At 36.7% G+C, this 23025-nt stretch carries 23 protein-coding genes and 1 tRNA gene; 21 read left to right on the top strand and 3 right to left on the bottom strand.

Annotated elements, in window-relative coordinates:
* Window positions 1-172: 172 nt before the first annotated feature.
* A tRNA-Gly gene (locus ACYVQZ_RS07580) sits at window positions 173-243 on the top strand.
* A gap of 199 nt (window positions 244-442) precedes the next feature.
* On the opposite strand, the gene ACYVQZ_RS07585 is transcribed toward ACYVQZ_RS07580, so the two are convergent.
* Both ACYVQZ_RS07585 and ACYVQZ_RS07590 read right to left on the bottom strand, forming a co-directional pair.
* Complete coding sequence (locus ACYVQZ_RS07585) at window positions 443-1195, bottom strand: GH25 family lysozyme (RefSeq protein WP_461240803.1); 753 nt, start codon at window positions 1193-1195, stop codon at window positions 443-445.
* A gap of 13 nt (window positions 1196-1208) precedes the next feature.
* Window positions 1209-1763, bottom strand: coding sequence for a sigma-70 family RNA polymerase sigma factor (locus tag ACYVQZ_RS07590; protein ID WP_461240804.1), 555 nt, complete (start codon window positions 1761-1763; stop codon window positions 1209-1211).
* A 241-nt stretch (window positions 1764-2004) separates the two neighbouring features.
* On the opposite strand from ACYVQZ_RS07590, the gene ACYVQZ_RS07595 reads away from it, so the two are divergent.
* From ACYVQZ_RS07595 to ACYVQZ_RS07685, 19 genes are all read left to right on the top strand, one after another.
* Entirely contained in the window at window positions 2005-2763 is a 759-nt protein-coding gene (locus ACYVQZ_RS07595; protein WP_461240805.1) for a hypothetical protein, read from the top strand.
* 188 nt (window positions 2764-2951) lie between these two features.
* Window positions 2952-3917: an LCP family protein gene (locus ACYVQZ_RS07600; protein ID WP_461240806.1), complete on the top strand. Its 966-nt coding sequence runs from the start codon at window positions 2952-2954 to the stop codon at window positions 3915-3917.
* Window positions 3918-4150: 233 nt separating this feature from the next.
* The gene (locus tag ACYVQZ_RS07605; protein ID WP_461240807.1) at window positions 4151-5017 is read left to right on the top strand and encodes a YveK family protein; all 867 of its coding nucleotides are present in this window, start codon (window positions 4151-4153) and stop codon (window positions 5015-5017) included.
* A 14-nt stretch (window positions 5018-5031) separates the two neighbouring features.
* Entirely contained in the window at window positions 5032-5769 is a 738-nt protein-coding gene (locus ACYVQZ_RS07610) for a CpsD/CapB family tyrosine-protein kinase (RefSeq protein WP_461240808.1), read from the top strand.
* A 39-nt stretch (window positions 5770-5808) separates the two neighbouring features.
* A complete protein-coding gene (locus ACYVQZ_RS07615; RefSeq protein WP_461240809.1) occupies window positions 5809-6582 on the top strand; it encodes a tyrosine-protein phosphatase in 774 nt (257 codons plus the stop codon).
* A 71-nt stretch (window positions 6583-6653) separates the two neighbouring features.
* The gene (locus tag ACYVQZ_RS07620; protein WP_461240810.1) at window positions 6654-7307 is read left to right on the top strand and encodes a sugar transferase; all 654 of its coding nucleotides are present in this window, start codon (window positions 6654-6656) and stop codon (window positions 7305-7307) included.
* Window positions 7308-7355: 48 nt separating this feature from the next.
* Window positions 7356-8192, top strand: a complete 837-nt coding sequence (locus ACYVQZ_RS07625; RefSeq protein WP_461240811.1) for a glycosyltransferase — start codon at window positions 7356-7358, stop codon at window positions 8190-8192.
* A 234-nt stretch (window positions 8193-8426) separates the two neighbouring features.
* Window positions 8427-9431 carry a stealth family protein gene (locus ACYVQZ_RS07630; RefSeq protein WP_461240812.1) on the top strand — a complete coding sequence of 335 codons (1005 nt, stop codon included), beginning with the start codon at window positions 8427-8429 and terminating at the stop codon, window positions 9429-9431.
* A gap of 16 nt (window positions 9432-9447) precedes the next feature.
* Entirely contained in the window at window positions 9448-10596 is a 1149-nt protein-coding gene (locus ACYVQZ_RS07635; RefSeq protein ID WP_461240813.1) for a hypothetical protein, read from the top strand.
* Window positions 10593-11696, top strand: a complete 1104-nt coding sequence (locus ACYVQZ_RS07640; protein ID WP_461240814.1) for a glycosyltransferase — start codon at window positions 10593-10595, stop codon at window positions 11694-11696. The genes ACYVQZ_RS07635 and ACYVQZ_RS07640 overlap by 4 nt, the downstream gene beginning before the upstream one ends.
* Window positions 11697-11708: 12 nt before the next feature.
* Window positions 11709-13238, top strand: coding sequence for a lipopolysaccharide biosynthesis protein (locus tag ACYVQZ_RS07645; RefSeq protein WP_461240815.1), 1530 nt, complete (start codon window positions 11709-11711; stop codon window positions 13236-13238).
* Window positions 13239-13415: 177 nt separating this feature from the next.
* Window positions 13416-14228, top strand: a complete 813-nt coding sequence (locus tag ACYVQZ_RS07650) for a hypothetical protein (protein ID WP_461240816.1) — start codon at window positions 13416-13418, stop codon at window positions 14226-14228.
* A gap of 43 nt (window positions 14229-14271) precedes the next feature.
* Window positions 14272-15093, top strand: coding sequence for a hypothetical protein (locus ACYVQZ_RS07655; protein WP_461240817.1), 822 nt, complete (start codon window positions 14272-14274; stop codon window positions 15091-15093).
* Between the two features lie 134 nt (window positions 15094-15227).
* Window positions 15228-15899 carry a hypothetical protein gene (locus tag ACYVQZ_RS07660; RefSeq protein ID WP_461240818.1) on the top strand — a complete coding sequence of 224 codons (672 nt, stop codon included), beginning with the start codon at window positions 15228-15230 and terminating at the stop codon, window positions 15897-15899.
* Between the two features lie 142 nt (window positions 15900-16041).
* Window positions 16042-16731 carry a response regulator transcription factor CroR gene (gene croR / locus ACYVQZ_RS07665; protein WP_461240819.1) on the top strand — a complete coding sequence of 230 codons (690 nt, stop codon included), beginning with the start codon at window positions 16042-16044 and terminating at the stop codon, window positions 16729-16731.
* Between the two features lie 16 nt (window positions 16732-16747).
* Complete coding sequence (locus ACYVQZ_RS07670) at window positions 16748-17872, top strand: sensor histidine kinase (protein ID WP_461240820.1); 1125 nt, start codon at window positions 16748-16750, stop codon at window positions 17870-17872.
* A 12-nt stretch (window positions 17873-17884) separates the two neighbouring features.
* Window positions 17885-19138, top strand: coding sequence for a D-alanyl-D-alanine carboxypeptidase family protein (locus tag ACYVQZ_RS07675; protein ID WP_461240821.1), 1254 nt, complete (start codon window positions 17885-17887; stop codon window positions 19136-19138).
* Between the two features lie 312 nt (window positions 19139-19450).
* Window positions 19451-20188, top strand: coding sequence for an AzlC family ABC transporter permease (locus ACYVQZ_RS07680; protein WP_461240854.1), 738 nt, complete (start codon window positions 19451-19453; stop codon window positions 20186-20188).
* A 66-nt stretch (window positions 20189-20254) separates the two neighbouring features.
* Window positions 20255-20584, top strand: coding sequence for an AzlD domain-containing protein (locus tag ACYVQZ_RS07685; RefSeq protein ID WP_461240855.1), 330 nt, complete (start codon window positions 20255-20257; stop codon window positions 20582-20584).
* Window positions 20585-20628: 44 nt separating this feature from the next.
* Here ACYVQZ_RS07685 and ACYVQZ_RS07690 read toward each other — a convergent pair whose 3' ends face one another.
* On the bottom strand, window positions 20629-21810 hold the full coding sequence (locus ACYVQZ_RS07690; protein WP_461240822.1) for a class I SAM-dependent methyltransferase: 1182 nt from the start codon (window positions 21808-21810) through the stop codon (window positions 20629-20631).
* Window positions 21811-21949: 139 nt separating this feature from the next.
* Here ACYVQZ_RS07690 and ACYVQZ_RS07695 point away from each other — a divergent pair, with 139 nt between their 5' ends.
* Complete coding sequence (locus ACYVQZ_RS07695) at window positions 21950-23005, top strand: AI-2E family transporter (protein ID WP_461240823.1); 1056 nt, start codon at window positions 21950-21952, stop codon at window positions 23003-23005.
* Window positions 23006-23025 lie beyond the last annotated feature (20 nt).

The following is a 23025-nucleotide window of genomic DNA, read 5'->3' on the forward strand; positions in this document are numbered from 1 at the left end:
CCTGATTTAATGCTTTCCATGGTTCAAATAAGTTATTAATCACGATTAATGATTTATTTGAGCTGTGGAAGGTAAACGCGGTTCTGAATGTCTCTTAAAACCTGTCTCAAATATTGACTTCAATCCAAAATAGTTCAGTTAGAGAACTATAACAGCACTACTGTAATTTTTTGCGGGTGTAGTTCAGTGGTAAAACCACAGCCTTCCAAGCTGTTGTCGCGAGTTCGATTCTCGTCACCCGCTTAGTTATCAAAAAGAAAAAAACAAAGAACATCTAACCAAAAAGTTTCGTCAATGATTGTTTTAAATTCGATTAATGGGTAAATTGGCATTGATTTTGATCATTATATGAAACTTCAAAAAGATCTGATGATTCATTAATGAAAGAGTGCTAAAACTACGTAAAAAAACAGGTTCACACAATGTGAGCCTGTCTTTATTTTTATAATCTAATGCGTTGACCAACGCGAATTAAATTTGGATTGGAAATTTGATTGAGCTGCACTAGCTGTTCTACGGAAGTATGATATCGTAGTGCGATTTCTGATAACGTATCTCCCGCTTTGACGGTGTAGACCTTCGGAATGGCGGCATGTGTCACTACAGGTTTTTGAGTAACGGTAAACAGACCGCTAAAATCGTAACTAATATCCTGATTCAATCCGTGCCACCGATCAGAAAATTGCCAGGCAATTGCATCATTAATGCCCAGATCAGTCACACCGAAACCAGCCACCCATTTATTAGTGAACTGTTTCGGATCCAAAACATTTGTGGTGAAAAACGACTTCATTGCATAGATTCCAGTCGTTGAAAAACCGAGTTGGTGAACACGTTGAATCAATGCTTTGGTGGCCGCCGTGTAGTCAGGCGCACTATGGACTTCTGCATCAATAATCATCGGCGTGGTTTTAGGCAGTTTTAATTGCCGCGTGACCTTGATGAACCAGTCAGCTTCGGCCTGCGCATCAGCAACGCTCGTGTAACGGGCAAAGTGATACGCACTGACTTTCATACCGGCTTGCTGAGCGTGTGACAGTTGATTAGCAGCTTTGGGATTTTGGTAGGCGCTGCCTGGATTTGAACCCTCAGTTAATTTGACTACGGCGCCTTTGACACCGAGATGGGCAAGTTTGGTAAACATCACCAAGTTATCTGGCTGGTGACTTGAAACATCAATAAATAAATTTCTCATGATTAATTCTCCTTTAAACATTCAGTAGTTGGGCTTTCCGACGAACTTGTTGTTGCCACTTATAGACAGCCTGGCGCGTCACACCATAATCAGCAGCAATTTCCGTCAAGGATTGCTGCTTGCAGACGACACCGAGCAAGTAGCGTTGTTCATTTTTGGAACATTGTTTAAATAGACGTTGAAAAAAATCGTCACTAATAATTTGAAATTCAATGCTGCATTGATCATGTGCGTCAAAGACAATTGCTTCTTTAACCTCATCAGGTAGTAGTTCATTATCTAATGAAAACTCGTGATGGCTATTTTGACGTGTACGGCGGCGTAGCTGATCCATCAAGCGCCAGTAAATAAACCAGTAAGTTCGGCGCAGAAATTTCTGCGGATCAGCATCGATATCTTCTGAATACTGTTGATAGGATTGGACAAATAGTAACCGTCCTTCCTGGACAAAATCATCGTAATAATCTAATTGTTGGGTCACATTAAGCCGTTTCAACACACCATAAATCACTAATTCATGGTCGTCTGCAGCTAAAAAAGTAAATGCGGCTGAATTCGTTTGGTTCAAAAAATCACTCCTAGAATTTTCAGCCAAGGCCTTGGTTGTGTCCCTAGATTAAAAAATAATCGGCATTGGTGCGAATTGGGAATTTAATCAAATTTCGACAAATTAATGGTTTTCAGGATATTAATAAAAAATAATCGACATGATAAAAATAATAGTTGAAATTTATCTCAATTTTCGGTAATTTATTATTTGACGAATTTTAAAACGGTCGTCGCAAAATAATAAATATCGGAGGAATTTGATGTCATACTCATCTAATGGTCAAACGATCATCAATCTTGAGCAATTCAAACTAGAACAGGCAGACGCAATTTGTAACGGGGCAGAAATTTGCTGGAAAGACACGTTATTTTTTCGGCAGTATGTAGAAAACGATGAACCTTTCACATTAATTGTCTATGCCGATGGCAGAAAAATTGTGACGCACAAGCCGGTGCGCCAGGTCATGTCCAAGTTTATGAAAGAACATCGAATTTATGATTATGATATTAGGTGCCAATTTGCGTATTTAGAATTAAGTGGGTCATTACCCTGTGTAGCTGGCAGATATCGTTTGTTTTCTGCACTGGGTGCCAGTAATCTTCAGTCCACTTGGATTAATGATCAATTTGTCTTTTCCTATGATGAAAAAGCAGGTCAACAAATGTTGCAGGTGGTCTTTAAGACGGATGATCACCTTACAATTTGTTTTGATGCTTCATTGGCGACTTTTAAGCGCAATCAACAAACAGCACGAGCAATGAGTAGTTTTCAATTAGTGATTGATCGCCAGGTCAATATTTTGCATGGCAGTGTTGATGAGCTTTGCAAACAAAACGGTCATATTGCTGAAGATGAAGCTAGTGCAGGAGCATCTAAATACAATTTAGATTTTTATGATGATTTTCGCGTCCGTTTCTACTATAAATGTGGGTATGAACAGGAATATGCGGTGGATGCACCACCTGAAGATATTCAGCGTTTTATTGCGGGATGCCATCGTCCGGTTAATTATTGGTAATGTGTGGGTTATTGAATAAAGTGATGAATTAAATTAAGCCGTTGGGAGTAAAAAAATTAATAGTAATTATCCTACCATTAAGCCATTATAATTTTGTCATTATATTTTAACTTGACTCACAAGGGCTGACGTATGAAAATGAGACAGGTAGTGTTTTAAAAAATTAATTAGCGATTGGAGCTAAATGCATGAGTAGCAAAAGAAGACATCACCAAAGTCGCGGCAAGAAATTTGGCAAGATCGTCCTCGCACTAGTGGGCGTCTTGGTGCTCGTCGGTTTGGTGTTCGCAGGAATTGCTTGGCATAACTTAAGTGTCACAACTGGTGATATGTATCAAACATCGGGAGCCACGAAGAAGCGAAATGCCAGCAACGTGTTGAAACAAAAAAAGCCCGTATCGATTCTGTTATTAGGAACCGATACCGGTGATCTTGGTCGAAGTGATAAAGGTCGAACAGATACGATGATTTTAATGACCATCAATCCAAAGACCAAAAAAACCACAATGACTAGTATTCCGCGGGATATGAAAGTTAATTTGCCAGATTATCCACAGTACTCACCTGCTAAAATCAACGCGGCGTACGCGTTTGGTGGTGTGAAAGAAACGATTAATACAATTCAGGATTATTTCAAAGTACCAATCGACTATTACCTGTTAGTCAATATGGGTGGTTTGAAAAAAGCCATTAACCAAGTTGGCGGGGTTGATGTGACTTCACCACTAACCTTTAGTTATAATGGCTCCAGTTTTACTGAAGGCCAATCAGAACATATGAATGGTCAAACAGCCTTGAACTTCTCACGGATGCGTCATGAAGATCCACAAGGAGATTATGGACGTCAGACACGCCAACGGTTAGTAATTACGGCGTTATTAAGAAAGTCGATTTCTTATAAGACAGTTTTGAACCGCTCGTTTTTGAAGTCTGTTAGTTCACAGTCACGAACTGACATGAAACAATCGCAAATGACAAGTTTGGCATTGAACTATCGTGATGCTACCAAGACTGTGAAATCTAACCACGCGCAAGGAACTGGTAAAAATATCGGCGGCCAAGCGTTTGAATTAGTTGGTAATGATCAACGTCAACTGGTATCAAATACCGTTCGCGATAATCTCGGCTTAAAGCGGGTTGATTTAACCAATTAGCCGCTCGTCAGCACATTAGTTTCACGACTAATGTGTTGGTATAAGGCAGGAAACAAATTTTTGCCTGAATGATCGGTTGGTTGTTAAAGAATCGAAAATATCAGGGAATTAGCCGGTTTTTATTTTTTATGAAATTCGTAAAAAATAGAAACCCCCTTTTGTGTGAAACACGTAGTTCCAGTATTTTATTAATGATAATATGATGTAGATACCGTTGGGTTTTGGAGGTAAAAATGGACAGTATGTTAGATATCCGACAAATGTTTGGCATTTTACGCAAGCACTTGTTGTTGATTGTGTTAAGTATGATTGGCGTGGCTGTAGTTGCGTTTGGGGTGGCTGAATTTGTGATGACCCCTAAGTATGAATCGACAGCTCAAATTCTAGTTAACCAAAAACACGATGAAGCAAATTCTGCAGCAGCATTACAAACGCAGCAAGCAGATGTACAAATGATTAGTACCTATAAAGATATCATCACCAACCAAGTGGTGCTAAAAAAGGTCAGTCATAACCTGAAAAATCCAACCAAAGTGATTACACCGGCTAAAAAAGCCAAGTATAAGACCTTGGCAGATGGCACAAAACGGCTCGTTCGTGCAGCAAAGCCCGCGGTGACCGAAAACTCAGGCAAAAAGTATGATATGTCAGTGACAGATTTAAAAGATGCAATTTCAATTACCAATCAACAAAATTCTCAGGTTTTTGCTTTAAATATTAAAACCGATGATCCTGACAAGTCGGCAGCAGTTGCCAATGAAATTGCAGCTGTCTTTAAAAGTAAAATTAAAAGTATTATGAGCGTTAACAACGTGACAATTGTTTCAAAAGCCACGGCAGATACGCAAAAAGCATCACCAAACGTGAAATTGTTTGTGGCCGCAGGGGCAATCATTGGACTGTTACTCAGTGTCGCCTATGCCTTTGCAGTGGAATTAACCGATACAACCGTTCGTGATGACGAATTTCTTGTTCGCGAACTCGGGTTGATTAACCTGGGTCAAGTGGCTGAAATTCACTTATCAAACAAAGAACAAAAGAGTGTTGTTTCATCACAAAGTTCACATAGTCGTAGCGGTAGCCGCCGTGTCCGTGTCTAGGGGAGGAAAATTAGATGTCATTATTCCATCGCGCTAAAAAACCGTCAACAGACACCATGGAAAACGGGGTCAAGTTGATTACAGTTGCACGTCCAAAAGACGTTGTTTCAGAGCAATTTAGAACCATCCGCACCAACATTGATTTTTCGTCCGTTGACAAAAAATTGCATACATTGTTATTTACTTCATCTGATATTAGTGAAGGTAAATCAACGGTTTCAGCTAATACGGCCGTTACTTTTGCAGAACAAGGCAAACGTGTTTTATTCGTCGATGCCGATTTAAGACGACCAACGCTTCATTCGACATTCGGCTTACCAAATATTCAAGGATTAACCACTATTTTGGCTAACCATGATGCTGATTTTCATGAATTAATTCATGCTTCAAGTGTGGAAAATCTATTTGTGTTAACCAGTGGTCCAGTGCCACCTAATCCAGCGGAACTATTGAGTTCATCACGTATGTTACATTTCTTAGAATTGTTCCAACAAGAATATGACATGGTAATTTTTGATGTCCCACCAATGCTGCAAGTGACTGATACCCAAATCTTATCAGCGCACGTGGACGGCGTGGTACTCGTCATTCGCCAAGGTGTGGCGCAACGACTTGCTGTGAAACGAACAGTGGAACTATTAAAGCTTAGTCATGCACATCTTTTAGGATATGTTCTCAACGATGTGGCACCTAAAAATGGCTACGGATACGGTTATGGATATGGTTACGGTTATGGGTATGGTGAATCGTAACAAATAGTACCGATTTTGTTTGAAGGGGGATGGGTAAGCATGATTGATTTACATTGTCATTTACTACCAGGTGTTGACGACGGCTCTAAAAGCTTACGCGTCTCACTTCGGTTAGCAAGAGAAGCCGTTGAAAACGGCATTGAATATGCATTATTAACGCCACATCATATGAATGGTGTCTTTGTTAATCACAAACAAGATGTCATTGAAAAGACGCAGGCGTTTCAGGCTGAACTTGATGCTGCAGACATTGCATTAACCGTTTTTCCCGGGCAAGAAGTGAGGATTAACGGTAACTTACTACAAGCGCTGGATGAAGACGATATATTGTTTGCTGATGAAGGTGGCCGTTACCTTATGTTGGAATTTCCCGACGATGACGTGCCGAACTATACCAGTGAAATGATTTTTGAAATCGAACAACGGGGCATTATTCCGGTGATTGTGCATCCAGAGCGCAACACCAAAATTATGAAGTATCCAGACATCTTACTACGATTGCTTGAAAAGGGGTGTCTCACTCAAATTACGGCAAGTAGTTATGTGGGAACCTTTGGTGATAAAGTTAAGAACTTTAGTCACCAGTTGATTGAAGCAAAACAAGGATATGTTTTTTCATCTGATGCACATGATCTGGCAAATCGTTCTTATGAAATGCGACAGGCTTTTGACCTATTAGAAAAAGAATTTGGCGAAAGTATAAGCCAGGAATTCGCTGAAAATGCTAGAGCCATGGTCAATGGCGATGACATTGTACCCCATCAACCTTGTCCGATCAAAGAAAAAAAGAGGAAACGGTTCGGACTGTTTTAAGAAATTAAAATATAAAAATCACAAATGTTCAGTTACTATGGTTGGTTAATACACGAGAGGAGGAAAATATTATGTATGTTAATGTATTCAAACGGATTTTTGATTTCATCACAGCTATGTGTGCATTAATCATTTTATTTATTCCCTTCTGTATCATTGCCATTATCATTAAAGTAGATTCGCACGGAGCTATTTTTTTCAAACAAGACCGTGTTGGAAAAAATGGTGTAACATTTAAAATCTATAAATTCCGTTCTATGTACGAAGAAGCACCTCATGAAAAGGCCACAGCAGAGCTGGAAAACGCCCATGAACAAATTACTAGTGTGGGTAAGATTTTACGCAAAACAAGTATTGATGAATTACCACAATTCATTAACGTTTTGCGTGGTGAAATGAGTATGGTGGGACCACGACCAGTTATTTGTAAAGAAGTAGAGTTAATCGAGATGCGTCATAATAATGGTGCTGAACGAGTTTTACCTGGTTTAACTGGACTGGCACAGGTTCATGGACGTGATAATGTGCCTAATATTAAAAAAGCAAGTTATGATGGTGTCTATGCGATGTCAATAGGTTTTCGAACAGATGTTAAAGTTGTTTTGCGAACGATTTGGTATGTGATTTTACACGTAGGAGTGCACGAGGGTAAGAGAAGTGAAAAAAGAGCTACGAATGATTTCACTATTCAAAATAAAAGCCAAATAGAAAATAGATCCAAGTAATAAAGTAAAACAGATGATGCTCTGGCTTGCTAAGTAGAAAGGACAAATATGAGCAAAAAAGAACTACCTAATTTCTCCGTTTTAATGTCGGTTTATTTTAGAGAAAAACCAGAATATTTAAAACAAGCAATAGATAGTATTTATACTCAATCGATTCATCCAAAAGAAACGGTTATCGTTAAGGATGGACCTTTAACTGTTGATTTGAATAAAACTTTAAACAGGCTACAACAAGATCACGATGGTATTATTGTAGTCACATTGAAAAAAAATCAGGGGCTAGGAGAATCTTTAAAAGTAGGAACACAATTTATAACGACAGATTACATAGCTCGTATGGATTCTGACGATATTTCTACCAAGAACAGATTTGAAGTTCAATTAACAGAACTTCAAAATAAGCCTGATGTATCAGTATTAGGCGGTCAACTTCTTGAATTCGTGGATGATACAAAAAATGTTGTTGGTGAAAGAAATGTTCCAGTTGAATATTCAGAAGTGAAAACGTTTTTTAAATATCGAAGTCCAGTAAATCACCCTACAGCTATGATAAGAAAAAAGGATTTATTAACAGTCGGAGGATATGAATCGTTTGAAAAACTAGAAGATTATTTTTTATGGGGTAAATTTTTGGCTAAAGGTTATAAAATTGAAAATAGTCAAAATGTGCTTTTGTATATGAGGGTGGACAAAGGTATGTATTCTAGACGAGGTGGATATCGTTATTTCTTTAATTACTGTAAATTAAAGAACTTATTTTATAGATGGGGACTGATAAATCGCTTTGAACTTATTGTTGGGAACTTTTTGATGTTTTTAAACACTGTAATCCCAAATCAACTACGAAAATTCGTGTATTCCGAAGTAATACATAAAAAGAAATGATGAAATAATTTATGAACAAGATTTTTTACAAGAGAACCACAAGGCACATTTCATATAGAACTATTGTATAATTCAATGGTTGAATTTTACTTCAGAATGCAAATGTTTAGATTCAAATAATATAAAATTAGATAATTTTTTGAAAGTAGTTTTGAAATATAGACTAACAATTGTTTTAAAGAATTTAAAACTTTCAATAAAATCTAGATACGATCACTGTGGGGGACATCAAGAATGCCAAAAAAAGAGTTTTTAATTGATTTTGTTGTTTCATGGGTAGATGGATCCGATCAAAATTGGTTAAAAAAAATGCAAAGTTATTCAGACGAAAATATTGATGACAAAAAGCGAATACGTTTTAGGGACTACGGAACTTTGAAATATCTATTCAGATCGATTGAAAAAAATGCGCCTTGGGTAAATAAAGTGTATCTAGTAACTGATAATCAAATACCAGAATGGTTTAATGAAACACAGAATAAATTAGTCCTAATAAACCATGAAGATATTATTGACGACAAATATTTACCTACATTTAATTCAAATGTAATTGATTTTAATTTACACAAGATTAAAGGGTTAAGTGAATATTTTGTATATTTTAATGATGACATGTTTTTAAACAAAAAAGTGAAAAAAGAAGATTTTTTTGATCATAATGGAAATTCAAGAGATACATTAGGTTTAAATGCAATTATGCCAATTGAAGATTTTGATCATATTCATGTAAATAATTTAAGCATCGTGAATAAAGAATTTCATAAAAGAAACACTCTAATTAAGAAAAATTTTTTAAAATTATTTAATTTAAAAAATTATGAATGGAACCTTTTTAGTTTACTTTTGTTACCTTGGCCAAGATTTACGCGTTTTTATGATCCGCACACTCCGGTATCATATAGAAAATCAACTATAAAATATGTTTTAAAGAAATATCCGAACGTTTTGGAAGATACAGGTCAGAATAAGTTCAGGTCCGCGAATGATTATTCATTATGGATTGCTAGATATTTTCAAATGTTAACTGGTGATTTTTCAGTTCGTTCAGCACATTTCGGTAAAAGATATAACCTAGATCAGTATGTAAAAATTGGTCATGATATTGATAACTCTACACATAAAGTGATCTGTATTAATGATACTGTGGATTTAAGTGATGATGAATTAATAAAAGCTGAAAGGCAAATAAATTCAAAATTTGAGGCAAAGTATCCTAACAAATCGAGTTTTGAAAAATAACAAATGGAGAATACAAGTGATTGAAAAAAATGAAAACAAAAAATATAACAACATTCTCTATCTTTTAAATATAGTTTTTTTTTGCGTGAACATTGGGTACTTAGTTATTTATAACAGCAATCTTAAAATTAGCTATCCTAGCCCTACACTGAAATATATAAGTTATGGGCTATTGTTTTTAAATTTAAGCAGTGGATTATTTTATATTGTTTTTTCAAAAATCAAACTTTTAAGATTAATATTTTTGATTTGTCTCCTCATGATAAGCACCGTACTAATTATTAAGGGACAATTGGCAGTTGCAATGGTGTTCATCTATGCTGTCTGTGCACAATATTTTTCATTTCATGATGTTGTGAAAATTTATTTTGTTGGCACATTAATCGGTTTTTTATCTGTTGTTGGATTAGCAACTTTAGGGTTTATATCAATGAGAGATCCTCGGCAAGGTTTGTTAACATTTGGATTTCAAAATCCAAACACTACAGGTCTCTATGTTGCATTAATGTTAATGTATTTGATCATTCTAAAGAATAAAAATATACTTTTAAAATTTTTATTTGTTTTGGGAATGATGGTTAACATCTTTATATTGAATGATAGTACGGCTACATTGATGATGACTATATTTGTTGTGTTAGCAATTGGGTATAAATTAGTAGATAAAATGTTCCATTTAAAAGTTATCGCTTTTTTTTCTAGTCTCATACCATTCTTATTATGGATTGCGTCTATTGGAATTGCCAAAAATTATGGTTATTCGAATTTTTTCATGAAATTAAACGAACTTTTAACCAACAGGCCATATCTGTGGAATTTTTATTATACGAATTTTCCCCCGAAGGCATTTTTGCAAAACATTAATCCAAACGACATTTATTTAAGTCAATTACCAAGCAACGGTGCATTTGATGGTGCGTATATTTCGTTTACAGTTAATTATGGTTATGTGTTGGCTTTAATGCTTACTTTTTTACTTTGTTTGTTGATATGGAGATCAATTAAAAATGAAAATAAATGGTTGGTAATTTTGACCCTTTCTCTTGTATTTACAGGATTCACTGAAGGAATATTGTTTTCAGCATTTCAAAATCCAATAATTGTTTTAGCAGTGGCTATTTACGCAAAAGAATGGTTTATTGACTCAAAGGAGATTAAAAGTTGAAAAAAAGAATTTTATTAACAGGGGTTGGTGACAAAATTGGTGGAATTGAATCTTTTGTCTCTTTAATTTTGAAAAACCTTCATGATGACTTTGATTTTTCAATTTTAGCTGCGACAGAAAACCATGTGGCAAAAGAAGACTTGTTTCACAAATACAATATAAAGGTCTACTACGTTAACAATATATTTGGCATGAAAAACGTGCTAAATAGAAAAGAAACGATGATTAAATTTTTGCAGATGAATAAATTTGATATAATTCATATCAATGCAACTACACTGAATACGGAATTTATTGCTGAGGCTGCGGATTGTTTAAATATTCCGAGTGTATACCATGTGCATAATGCCTCTCCATCAGGACATAGTAAGTTAAGTAAATTAATCACTTCAATTATGTCAATCTTTTTTAAAAGAAGATTAAATAAAATTGACAAAATTAAATTTGTTTCTGTTAGTAAAGAGGCTGCTGATAAAGTGTTTGGACCGCGTATTGAAAGCGAAATAATTGTAAACGGAATAGATACTGAAGAATTAAAATTTAACGAACAAAACAGAAAAAATTATAGAGAGAAATTATCTATCAAGGATGATGATAAAGTTCTGATCATGGTAGCGAGATTAATGCCCATTAAAAATTATCACAAAGCCGTAAATGTGGCTCGAATGATGATAACTAACAAAGAATTGAACCATTTCTTTATTGTAGGCGACGGTCCTGAATATAATCAAATCAATAACGAAATTCGCGGAATGCGAAATTCAATACACATGCTTGGCGAGAGAACTGATATTGCAGAGTTATTATCAATGAGCGATGTGATGATATTATCATCATTTTCTGAAGGACTATCAATAAGTGTCATTGAGGGCCAGGCTGCGGGACTTCCCGTCGTTGCATCTAGAGGAGTGCCTGAAGTTACAAATGTTACTAATGAAGTTGCATTTTTGAATGTAACAGAAAAAGATGAAATTTGGTCAAAAGCAATTGAGAATTATTTACATATGAGTGTTGATAGGGATGACATGAACGAAATTGTAAAAAATTCAAAATTTTCAAAAAAGAAATTTATTCAATCAATTATTGAGTTGTACAAATAGCGAGGAAAGTTAATGAATTCAAGAACAAGTAATTCAATAAAAAATTCAACATTTGCGTTTGTGGGACAAATTGTTATTTTGTTGCTTCAATTTGCTAGTCAAACCGTATTTGTCAGAACTTTGGGCGCAACTTATGTTGGTGCGAATGGTCTGTTCTCAAATCTATTAACTCTGCTTTCGTTTGCAGATTTAGGAATAGGGGGAGCAATCACCTATTCCCTTTATAAGCCGATTGCTGATAATAATCATGAAGATATTATTGCGATAATGAATCTATTCAAAAATGCATATCACTCCATTGGCAGTTTTATTTTTTTCGCTGGGGTTGTATGTTCATTTTTTGTAGATCATTTTGTGAACAAAAACTCAACAATTCCTAATTTGCAGGTAATGTTCATTCTATTTGTGACAAATTCTGCTGCGAGTTATTTCTTTGCCTACCTTAGATCGTTTCTGATTGCAAATCAACAAGGCTATGTTGACACTTTAAATAGAGTTTTATTTACCTCCTTGCAAACTGTATTTCAAATTATATTTTTGATACTAACGCATCAATATTTTGTTTTTTTGACAATTCAAATTATTTTTACAATTTCATCTAATGTTGCATTACAAAGAAAAACATTGAATTTTTTTTCTTTTTTAAAAACTAAAGAAAAGAAAAAAGTTCCTCAAAAAACAGTGAGCAAAATTAAGAGAAATATTCTCGGAGCAATTGCTTCGAGACTTGGAATTGTTGTGTCTAATGGAACCGATAATTTAATTCTGTCAACATATATTGGACTAAATTTGGTGGGTAAGTATACGAGTTATCTGCTGATTTTAAACAGCGTTCAAAATATCATTACACAGGCTTTTAATGCTGTGGTTTCAAGTATTGCGAATTTTTCGATTTTAAAAAGAGGCGTTGAAGAAGATGACGTTTTTTTTAAATTACAGTATTTGGCCTTTGGAGCAGCTTATGTAATATCACTTTCAATGTATTTTATTATGCAGAGCTTTATTAGTATCTGGATTGGAAAATCTTTTCATCTTAGTCAATTTACGCTGAGGCTATTAATAACTGTTTGGTTCATAAACGTTAACAGGTTGAGTGTGCAGTCATTTATAACGGCGCATGGATTGTATTGGGAAACAAAATGGAAATCAGTTGCAGAGGCCTTGATCAACCTATTAGTAAGTTTAACTTTAATTAATTTAACTACTTTAGGGGTAAATTCAGTTATCATTGGTACGCTCGCGGCTTGTGTTTTTGTAGATATATGGTGGGAACCTTTATTACTATTCAAATTTGGATTAGAAATTGGTAAAGTGAAGTATATGATTAAATATTCAAAATATACTCTACTGTACATAGTTTCTGTCCTGGTTATAAAATATACAAATGTTACATCTTTCGTAAGTCAGACATCATTTTTTAATGTAATTATCTGGGCAGTAATTAGTTTTGTTTTTTTTGCTGCAATTTTTATGTGCTTTAATGCTTTTTCAAAAGAACAACGTTTTTTTATTCAATTATTGAAGAGAAAAATTTTAAAATAAAAACTTTAATTTTAAAAGTATTTTTTTAAAATTAAAATAATTTATTTGAATAGATCAATAGGGAGCACACTATCGTTTTGAAAATTTCTTAGTATAATTTGAATTAATCAAAATATATCTGAAAAAAAGTTTAAATTGTTGTAAACTAATAAATAATTAAAACTCATGAGGTGTGACATGGTACTTTATCTGACATTTTTAGCGATTTTATCACTAATTTTTTTAATCATGCTATTCGTTAACTACCGACGCACTAAAATCAACGGCCGCCCAGAACACCTAGCTGCTGTTCGCATTGCGGTCAGTTGGATTTTGTTGATAACACTGGTGTCTAGTGGTGGAGGGGCGGTTTATGCTGCCATGCATCACAATAAGAAAGCGAACGCACCAAAAACTGAGAAGGTCACCAAGAAAGCAGCTAGACTTGATGCCTTGAATGTTGAATTCACGCCCCAAAAGCCGGCGTTAAAAGACGGTAAGGTGAAAGTGAAATTTAAAGTTTCAGAAAAAACCAAGGTCAAGATCGTTCAACTCGACGGTAAGAAAACAGTCAAAACGTTTGATAATGCTAATAAAAAAGCTGATGCACAATTCGAGTATATATTTAAAAAAGACGGCAAGTATAATGTGATTGCCACTAGAAATGGTCAGAAGATGGTTCACCATTTGACGATTAAAGCTCAAAAGAAAGATGAAAAGAAATCATCATCAAGCAGTAGTGAAAGTGAAGGTAGCAGTAGTAACTCATCTTCGTCATCTTCAACTACAGGTAGCACAAAGAGCAAATCAAATGGTAACCAATCAACCGGTTCAACTTATAATGGTCGCTATGTACCAAGTGGCGGCTATGGTAGTGGAAGTACAGGTGGTTCTGCAGGTTCTGGTAATGATGGCGGCGGTACTGGAACAGCACCAGCCACAAGCGACAACACTGCACCCGCAGCGTCTGATTCAGGCGTGACTGAAGAATATGTTCCTAGTGGCAATTAATTTTTTGAACACTGAACAATGAAACTTTGATGAGGTAAAAAATATGATTTGGTATCTAATATTTTTAGCAGTCTCTTCGTTGATCGCTTTGATTGTCAACTTTTTGAATATGAAAGAGAGTTTGCTAAGTAGACAAAAAATGAAGTTTGGTCGGTTGAGAGTATTAAGCAACTGGCTATTGCTCGTTATTTTTGTTGGTAGCCTCGGTGGGGCAGGCTTTGCTACATTTAAGGGGATGCCTTCATCTGAGAACAGTGTGAAAACCCAGCATGCTCAAACGACATCAAGTAGTAAACATACAGTTAAAAAGACAAGTGTAAAAGCTGATCAGTTGAGTGTGACTTATTCACCTAAAAAACCGATTGTTTCTGGTGATTCTTTGACTGTTAAATTTAAAGTGCCAGCTAAGGCCAAACTCGAAATCGTGGGTCATTATTCTGGTACCACTTATAAGACCTTTACCAATCACCATAACAAAGTGACTACTTTCAAGTACAAGTTTAAGGCTGATGATACGGGAACTTTTGATTTGGTCTTGACCAAGAACGGTCATAAGACAACGAAGAAATTCACTGTTAAAAGTGCTGATGACACGAATCAGTCAACACAAACTTCTTCAGCAACGTCGAGCAGTTCCAGTTCTAGCTCGACTGGCAAGAGTTCAAGTGGCGGTAGTTCTAAGAGCGGCAATGGTGGTAGTAGTGGCTCAAGCGGTGGAGGCGGCGGTAGTACGACGCATTCAACTCCAGGTGGTTCACATAGCTATGTAACAACTAGTTCGTATACCACAACAACGACGACAACCACTACCACGAATCCTGATGGATCTTCAACGGTAGAAACACATACAAGTCGTTCGAATTAAAAGGCTGTGTTAAACAGTCTTTTTTTATGGTTCAAACGCAAAAATTATGACACATGGTTGCTAATTGTGTTTCTCGATTTAGGATGGACTGTGTTATATTGGTGTAGAGATAAATTTGAGATGAGGTAAATAGAATGATTGCGTATTTAATTTTTTTGGCAGTCTTTTCATTGATTGTTTTAATTATTGGCTTTCTCAATATCAGAGCGAGTTTAAAAAATGGTCGTGAAGTTAAATTTGTGAGAGTCAGAGCGTTACTCAGTTGGGTATTAGTCTTTATTTTTGTGGGTAGTATTGGCGGTACCATCTACCTATCAGTGCATGATAATGAATTACCAAGTAAAACAACCAGCAATACCAAAACACAAAAAGCGAGTTCGTCATCATCGACATCAAAGACAGCCCCTAATTTAAAAGTAACCTATTCACCAAAAGAGCCGATTATTTATAATGACGGCGTGGAAGTTAGTTTTAAAGTACCAGCAAAAGCTAAATTAGAGATTGTCGCTCATTTTTCAGGGTTGACTTATAAAACATTTACCAATCATACAAATAAGACTAAATACTTTAAGTTTAATTTTGATGAAGCTAGTACCTTTGATTTAGTTGTCACCAGAAATGGGCATAAGAAGACCCAAAAGATTACGATTGAAAAAGCAAACGGTGGGCAAAGCAATCAAACCGCCACTAGCACCGTTAGCAGTTATAGTTCATCAAGTAGTTATGAACAGACTAGTTCACAACCGACGACGAACAATACTCAATCTAGTAACACAGCAACCACGGGAACTAATAACGCACAATAAAATCTGAAAGGCTGTCTCGACAGCCTTTTTTGATTATATAAAATTCCATTAAGCTCCCGGCAATTGGTCATAGAAACTATTATTTGGTAATATAATAAAGGTTAAAGTGTTAAAAAATGGACCAAGATTAAGGAGAACGGCTATGAAAGTGATGGTTGTCGACGACGATAAAGAAATCGTTCAGTTATTAGAAATTTATATTAAAAATGAAGGCTACGATGCAGTCGCAGCCTATGACGGCAAAGAAGCCCTAACAAAACTCAATACCAATCCAGACATTGATCTCATTATTTTAGATATTATGATGCCTGAAATGGACGGGATTGAGGTTGTAAAACAAGTTCGTAAAGATTCCCAGATTCCAATTTTAATTTTATCCGCAAAAACGGCAGATATGGATAAAATTCAAGGATTAATTACTGGGGCAGATGACTACGTTACTAAGCCATTTAACCCACTTGAAGTGATGGCCCGGGTTAAATCATTACTTCGTCGAAGTCAAAACGATGTGACAAACGACACCCCTGATATTTTAGACGTGGGTCCACTGACAATTAATAAAGATTCTCATGAAGTTAAAACCTTAAACGGTGATACGATTCAATTGACAGCGCTCGAATTTGGTATTTTATACTTGTTAGCTAGTCACCCAAACCGTGTGTTCTCAGCAGATGATATTTTTGAACGTGTTTGGCAACAAGAAAGTATCGTTTCAGCTAAAACCGTCATGGTGCATGTGAGTCATTTACGTGACAAGATTGAAGAAGCAACTAACGGCGAGAAGGTTATCGAAACTGTATGGGGCGTGGGATACAAAATTGAGGCGCGATAGTTAGAGGAGAAACACAGTGAAATTAACGGCTGGGGAAAAAAGTTCATTGATTTTTGAGGGGATTACGACTGTAATCCTCTTATTGCTGTTGAATCTTTCTATCATTGTGATTATCGAAGAAACAGTGCGCCACAATCCAGGACTAGAAAATGGTATTTTTATCATTAAACAGTCCTTGACCATTGGCCCTTACCAGGCGCGCATATGGAGTTATCAACGCTGGTTACTCGGCTTTATGATTATCATTGACGTAGTTGTTTTGTACTGGCGCTTAATTCGCCGCTACCGTCAATATCAAATGCATCACATCATTTCAGAACTCCACTACATTGCTCAAGGTCACTTTGATCACCGCATCCCATTTCGCCTTAAAGGTGATCAACAGCGTGTGGTAACCAGTGTGAATTCATTGGTTGATAGTGCGATTCAATCGATGGATGATGAGCGCAAAATTGAACAATCCAAAGATGAATTGATTACCAATGTTAGTCATGATCTACGGACACCATTAACTTCGATTATTGGCTATCTAGGCTTAATTGAAGATAAACAATACCATTCTGAAGAAGATTTACTGAAATATACCCATACAGCCTATGAAAAGGCTAAACAAATGAAGGCCTTAGTTGAAGATTTGTTTGAATACACTAAGGTGCGACAAACTGAAGCACCAGTGAACATTATTAATGTTAATCTGGATCAAATGTTAGAACAACTGGCTGCTAGTTTTGAACTTGAAGCTTCTAAAAAGAATATCGAGATTCGTTCGACTACTAAACCGGCCAATCTGATGATTGAAGCTGATGCTGAAAAGTTAGGGCGTGTTTTCAGTAATTTAATTGCAAATGGCTTGAAGTATGGCCAAGAAGCAACCTACATTTCTCTGAATGCCAAGCAAATTGATGACAACGTGGAAGTGCGTGTGTCTAATGATGGAGCTGAAATTCCACAAGAATCTCTTAATCACTTGTTTGAACGTTTTTATAGAGTGGAAGAATCAAGGTCTAAAGCAACCGGTGGGACTGGGCTAGGCCTTGCAATTGTCCAAAGCATTGTTGATCTTCATCATGGAACGGTGAAGGTAGAATCTAACGAACAAGAAACTAGTTTTATCGTGACATTACCAATCAATCGAGCTTAGAAGAGGTTAGTTATGCAGATTTTGAAACGCGGCACCATTTTGATACTGGCTGTCTTAACAATGGTCAGTACCTTTTTTATGGGCTTTTTGCCCCCAGTTCAGGCTGCAGTAACAGTTGACGCCACAGCAGCACTGACAGTGGATGAACAGACTGGCCAAATTTTATTTGATCAAAATAGTAAACAGGTCTTGCCGATTGCATCTATTTCTAAGATGTTAACAGTGGCGGTGATTGAACAAGAAGTTCAAGAAGGTAAGTTAAAGTGGGATACGCCGGTTACGATTAATCAAACCATTGCGGATATTTCGAATAATTCTGAGTTTTCGAATGTTGCCTTACAGGCCAATCAAAAATACAGTGTTGACCAATTAATGAATGCGACCTTAATTCGTTCCGCAGATGGTGCAGCCTTAGCGCTGGCAACAATGAACGGCCAAACGGTTGCTAGCTTTAATGAGAAGCTGCAGGCAATGGCCAAAAAAATGGGGATCAACGATGCTAAAATCTATAATTCGGTTGGGTTGGATAATGATGACCTTGGGACGTTAAAGCTCAATAATGTGCCAGACGAAGCCGAAAATGCGATGTCCGCACGCGACGTTGCGAAGTTGGCCACGTACGTGATTAAACATGATCCTCATGTTTTGAGCATTACAGAAAAAACAAAGGAACAGTTTCATTCTATTGATGGTTCTGATGTTGTTAATACGGAAAACTTGAATGAGATGTTACCAGGTAATAAACAGGCATTGACTGGTTATACTACCGATGGTCTAAAGACTGGGACGTCGGATGCTGCTGGCGATTCGTTTGTCGGCACTGGGACCTATAAAGGCCATCGATTAGTCACAGTAGTGTTACATGCCAACCACGACCGGTATGTTCAAACTAGCTCAATGTTAAAGACTGTTTTTGCGGAATACCAGCCAACGGTGTTGAATAAAATTGCCAGCGTGAAAAAACTAATGCACCAAAAAACGCCAACAGGTCAACAAGCATCGACCCAGTTGACGTTAGCGAACAATGAAACTGTCTGGCTAACCAAAAAAATGTCCATAAAAAATTGGACAGTGACAAAACACGTTAGCAAAGCGGCCGTCACGGCGCCTTTTAAAAAGAATCAAACAGTCGGTCATCTGACAATCAGTCAAAAGAAAATTTCATTTTTGACGAGTAACCACAATTATCAGGCGCAGTTAGTAACGACCGAAAAAATGGCGAAAACAAATTGGTTAGTTGCCACCTGGCGCCAAATTTTTAGTTGAAATTAATAACCGAACTTAGGGTGTATGTTTCATCAAATTATTCGTTTCAATCAATCAATTTTGCCAATTTTGATTATTTGATATATCAGATGAGAAAAAAAGCGAACATGTTTTTTTATGTCGTCTACAGACAGGACTCACAAAAAGTTAGCAACTATTCATTGTTTTAAAAACATGTTAAAATAGATTTTGTATTGTGTAATAAAATAGTCCTTTTTTGTAATCTTAGCTTTGCTATTATGTTTTTTATTTGGAGGAGCTTTCTTGACACTTAAAAAGCCAAAAAACTGGTTAGAGGTTTTGAAGATTTCAATGCCTCTGTGCTTAAGCTATATACCCATTGGGCTAGCGTGTGGGATCTTACTTCACGCTGCCGGGTTTAACTTCTTAATGACATTTTTGGTCTCCATCGTGGTCTTTTCCGGGGGAGCACAATTTCTGATTGCTTCACTCTTAACCATTAATGCACCAATGATGTCAATCGTTGTGACACTATTTTTCTTGGAACTACGTTACGCTTTATTAGGTTCCAGCCTTTCACGGTATATGAAAGGACAATCACAACATTTTATCTGGCTCTTCTCTGTTTCACTGAACGATGAAAATTATGCCGTCAATTATTTAAAATTTGCGACGGATAAATATTGGACACCACGCCAAGCCTTGATGGTTGAGCATTATTCACTGGCAGCTTGGGCAATTTCAAACTTAATTGGTAGTTTGATTGGTAGTGCGTTAGTGATTGATCTGGAAATTGTCGACTTTGCGCTCACTGCTTTGTTCTTATACATGATTGTGATGCAAGTCAGAAATCGCTTGATGGTCATCATTGGTTTGTTGTCAGCAGTCTTATCGGCATACTTCCTAGTCGTCACTAAGAGTACGATTGGCTTGATTATTTCAACGGTGATTGCCTCATTCGTTGGTTTCTTAGTTGAATCTCAAGTTCGTAAACTTAAAGACAGTGAACTCGAAACGTTTCTGTTTGGTAAGGTGCGCGGACCTGCGAACACCCGTAAGACGATTGAAGATAAGCAAGAAGATAGCTAGTGGAGGATGACCATGGATAGTGTCTGGTTACAATTACCCGTTCTAGCAGGGACGGTTGTCAATAAAATGAACACAATGGATCACTTTATTTTAGTGATCCTAGCTGCCATTGCCGCATTTATTCCGCGTTACTTACCAATGCTGTTTTTCTCTACAAGGGAAATTCCAGAGTGGTTTAATGAATGGATGAAATACGTGCCGGTTTGTTTATTCACGGCACTGGTAGTGAAAGGAATTTTCATCACTACTGATGGCTATAAGTTTGTTTTGTTCGGTCACGTTAATTACATTATTGCCGCCATTATTGTCATGGTGGTGACTTATCTAACGCGGTCAATGGCCTTATCCGTGATTGCTGGGTTGATTGCCGTGTTCGTGCTAACAATTATTCTATAAATAAATAAGACCTTTGATGAATTAATCATTAAAGGTCTTTTAAATTACTTTGTTTCGTACATATAATCACGTGTCATTGGTAGCACTCGTCCAGAAGGTCCTTTGGTCATCAAGTATTGAATGACATCAATATTACCTGATTGGAAAGAAGCGGCACAAGCTTGGAGGTAGAGATCCCACATGCGCGTGAAACGCGTACCATGCATACCATCAATTTCATCACGATTGCCATTGAAATTAGCATCCCAAATTTCGAGAGTGCGTTGGTAATGGCGACGCAGTGGTTCCATGTCGTCAATTTGCATGTCGGCTTCCACAATGTGGTCTAAGTTCTCAGTCATGCCAGGTACATAGCCACCTGGAAAGATGTATTTATTAATCCAACCATTGTAAGCCCCACCTTGTTGGCGAGTAATACCATGAATTAAAGCAACACCGTCATCTTTTAAGTAACGATTGACATCTTGGAAGTATTCGCCAAGATTTTCTTTACCGACGTGTTCAAACATGCCCACTGAAGTGATGTAATCCCATTGCTCGTCACCGAGCTCACGATAATCTTGCAAACGAACTTCGGCCACGTCATCCAAATCGAGTTCGTGGATCCGCTTTTGCACCATGTCATATTGTTCTTGACTCAGTGTGACCCCGGTGACCTTGAGCCCATATTCCTTAGCAGCAGCGAGCATTAATGTTCCCCAGCCACAGCCAATATCGAGGAAGGTTTTTCCTGGTTCTGGATTGAGTTTTCTCAAGATATGATCAACTTTATCTTTTTGTGCTTGTTCCAAATCATCATGATTGCCATGTGTGAAGTAGGCACATGAATAAGTCATGGTTTCATCAAGCCACAGCTTGTAAAAATCATTGCCGACGTCGTAATGACTTTGAATATCAGTCTTACTGTCTTTTTCAGAATGACCTTGCTTTGGTAGAAATTTGATGAATTTTGAATTATGGAAAAAGCTGCCAGCTGATTCATAGGCCGATTCGATTAATTCTTGAATGCTACCGTCAATGTCAATTTTGCCATCCATGTACGCTTCACCAAGCGCAATCGAGGCATTACGAGTAATTTCTTTAACTGGCACCATTTCGTTGAACGTAATCGTTACGCGCGGGTCGCCTTCTCCATACACATCGCTTTTACCATCCCAGTAGTTAACTTTGATGGGGATGTTGAATGAATTTTTCAGAAATGTTTTATAAAACGTCTTTTCTAACATAAAATCCAAACTCCTTCTCTTATATATTTTTAATCTTGATTAGTATACGCTTTAGATTATGAAAATGGCAAAGAATTCATCATATGAATGTTATAATATTTGAATGTTATAATATTTTTTGAGTATGAGAATGAAGGGGATGGCAGTTATCAGTCCGTGGCAAAAATTTATTGGAAATGTACCATTACGACGTTTCAGCGTTTTGGCGTTGATCGTCTTTGTCCTATGGTTAGCTCGATCAGTGATGAGTACGGTCTTGCTGACGTTTATTTTTACTTATTTAGTGACGCATTTAGTGCGGATGATTCAAAAAAAGGTTAAGATACCGGCCGCAATTATTGTGTTAGTCACCTACGCTTTGATTATTTTAGCGTTGTATTTCGGTATTACCAATTATTTACCGAAGTTGATTGATCAAATTGTAAAAATGACAACGTCGCTGATTGATTTTTATAATTCGCAAGCAAAAGCGAAAGGGACCAATGAGGTCATAAAATTGATCAACAATTACATCAGCACGTCTAATATTTTCGATCAAGTTAAAAAAGGTGCGGTCGTCATTGTTGAATACATTACCAGTGTCGGGGCTATGGCGGTCACGTTTGTAATGTCGATTATTCTTAGTTTCTTCTATACAATTGAACTCAAACAAATGAATGAGTTTTCTAGACGTTTTTTGGATAGTGATTTTGGCTGGTTCTTTCAAGACATTTCTTTTTTTGGTAAGAAGTTTGTCAATACGTTTGGTGTTGTGTTGGAAGCCCAGTTCTTTATTGCGATTGTCAACACGGCACTCACAACCGTTGTTTTGATTTTCATGAACATGCCACAAATTTTGGCGCTATCAATCATGGTTTTCCTATTGAGTTTGATTCCGGTAGCCGGCGTGATTATTTCATGTGTACCGCTAAGTATTATCGGCTATTCAGTCGGTGGCATTCATGATGTGATTTACATTTTAGTGTTGATTTTGATTATCCACACGCTAGAAACTTACATTTTAAATCCTCAATTTATGTCGAGTCGCACTGAACTACCTGTTTTTTATACGTTTGTCGTGTTACTCATTAGTGACCGACTGTTTGGTACCTGGGGCTTGATTGTCGGAGTACCAATCTTTACGTTCTTGCTCGACATTTTAGGCGTCAAGTCAGTCCACAAGAAAATCAAGCTTCCGCGGTTGAAATCCGACTAAGTTAATAAAATCACTTTCGA

The organism is Paucilactobacillus salsurae (assembly GCF_054784995.1).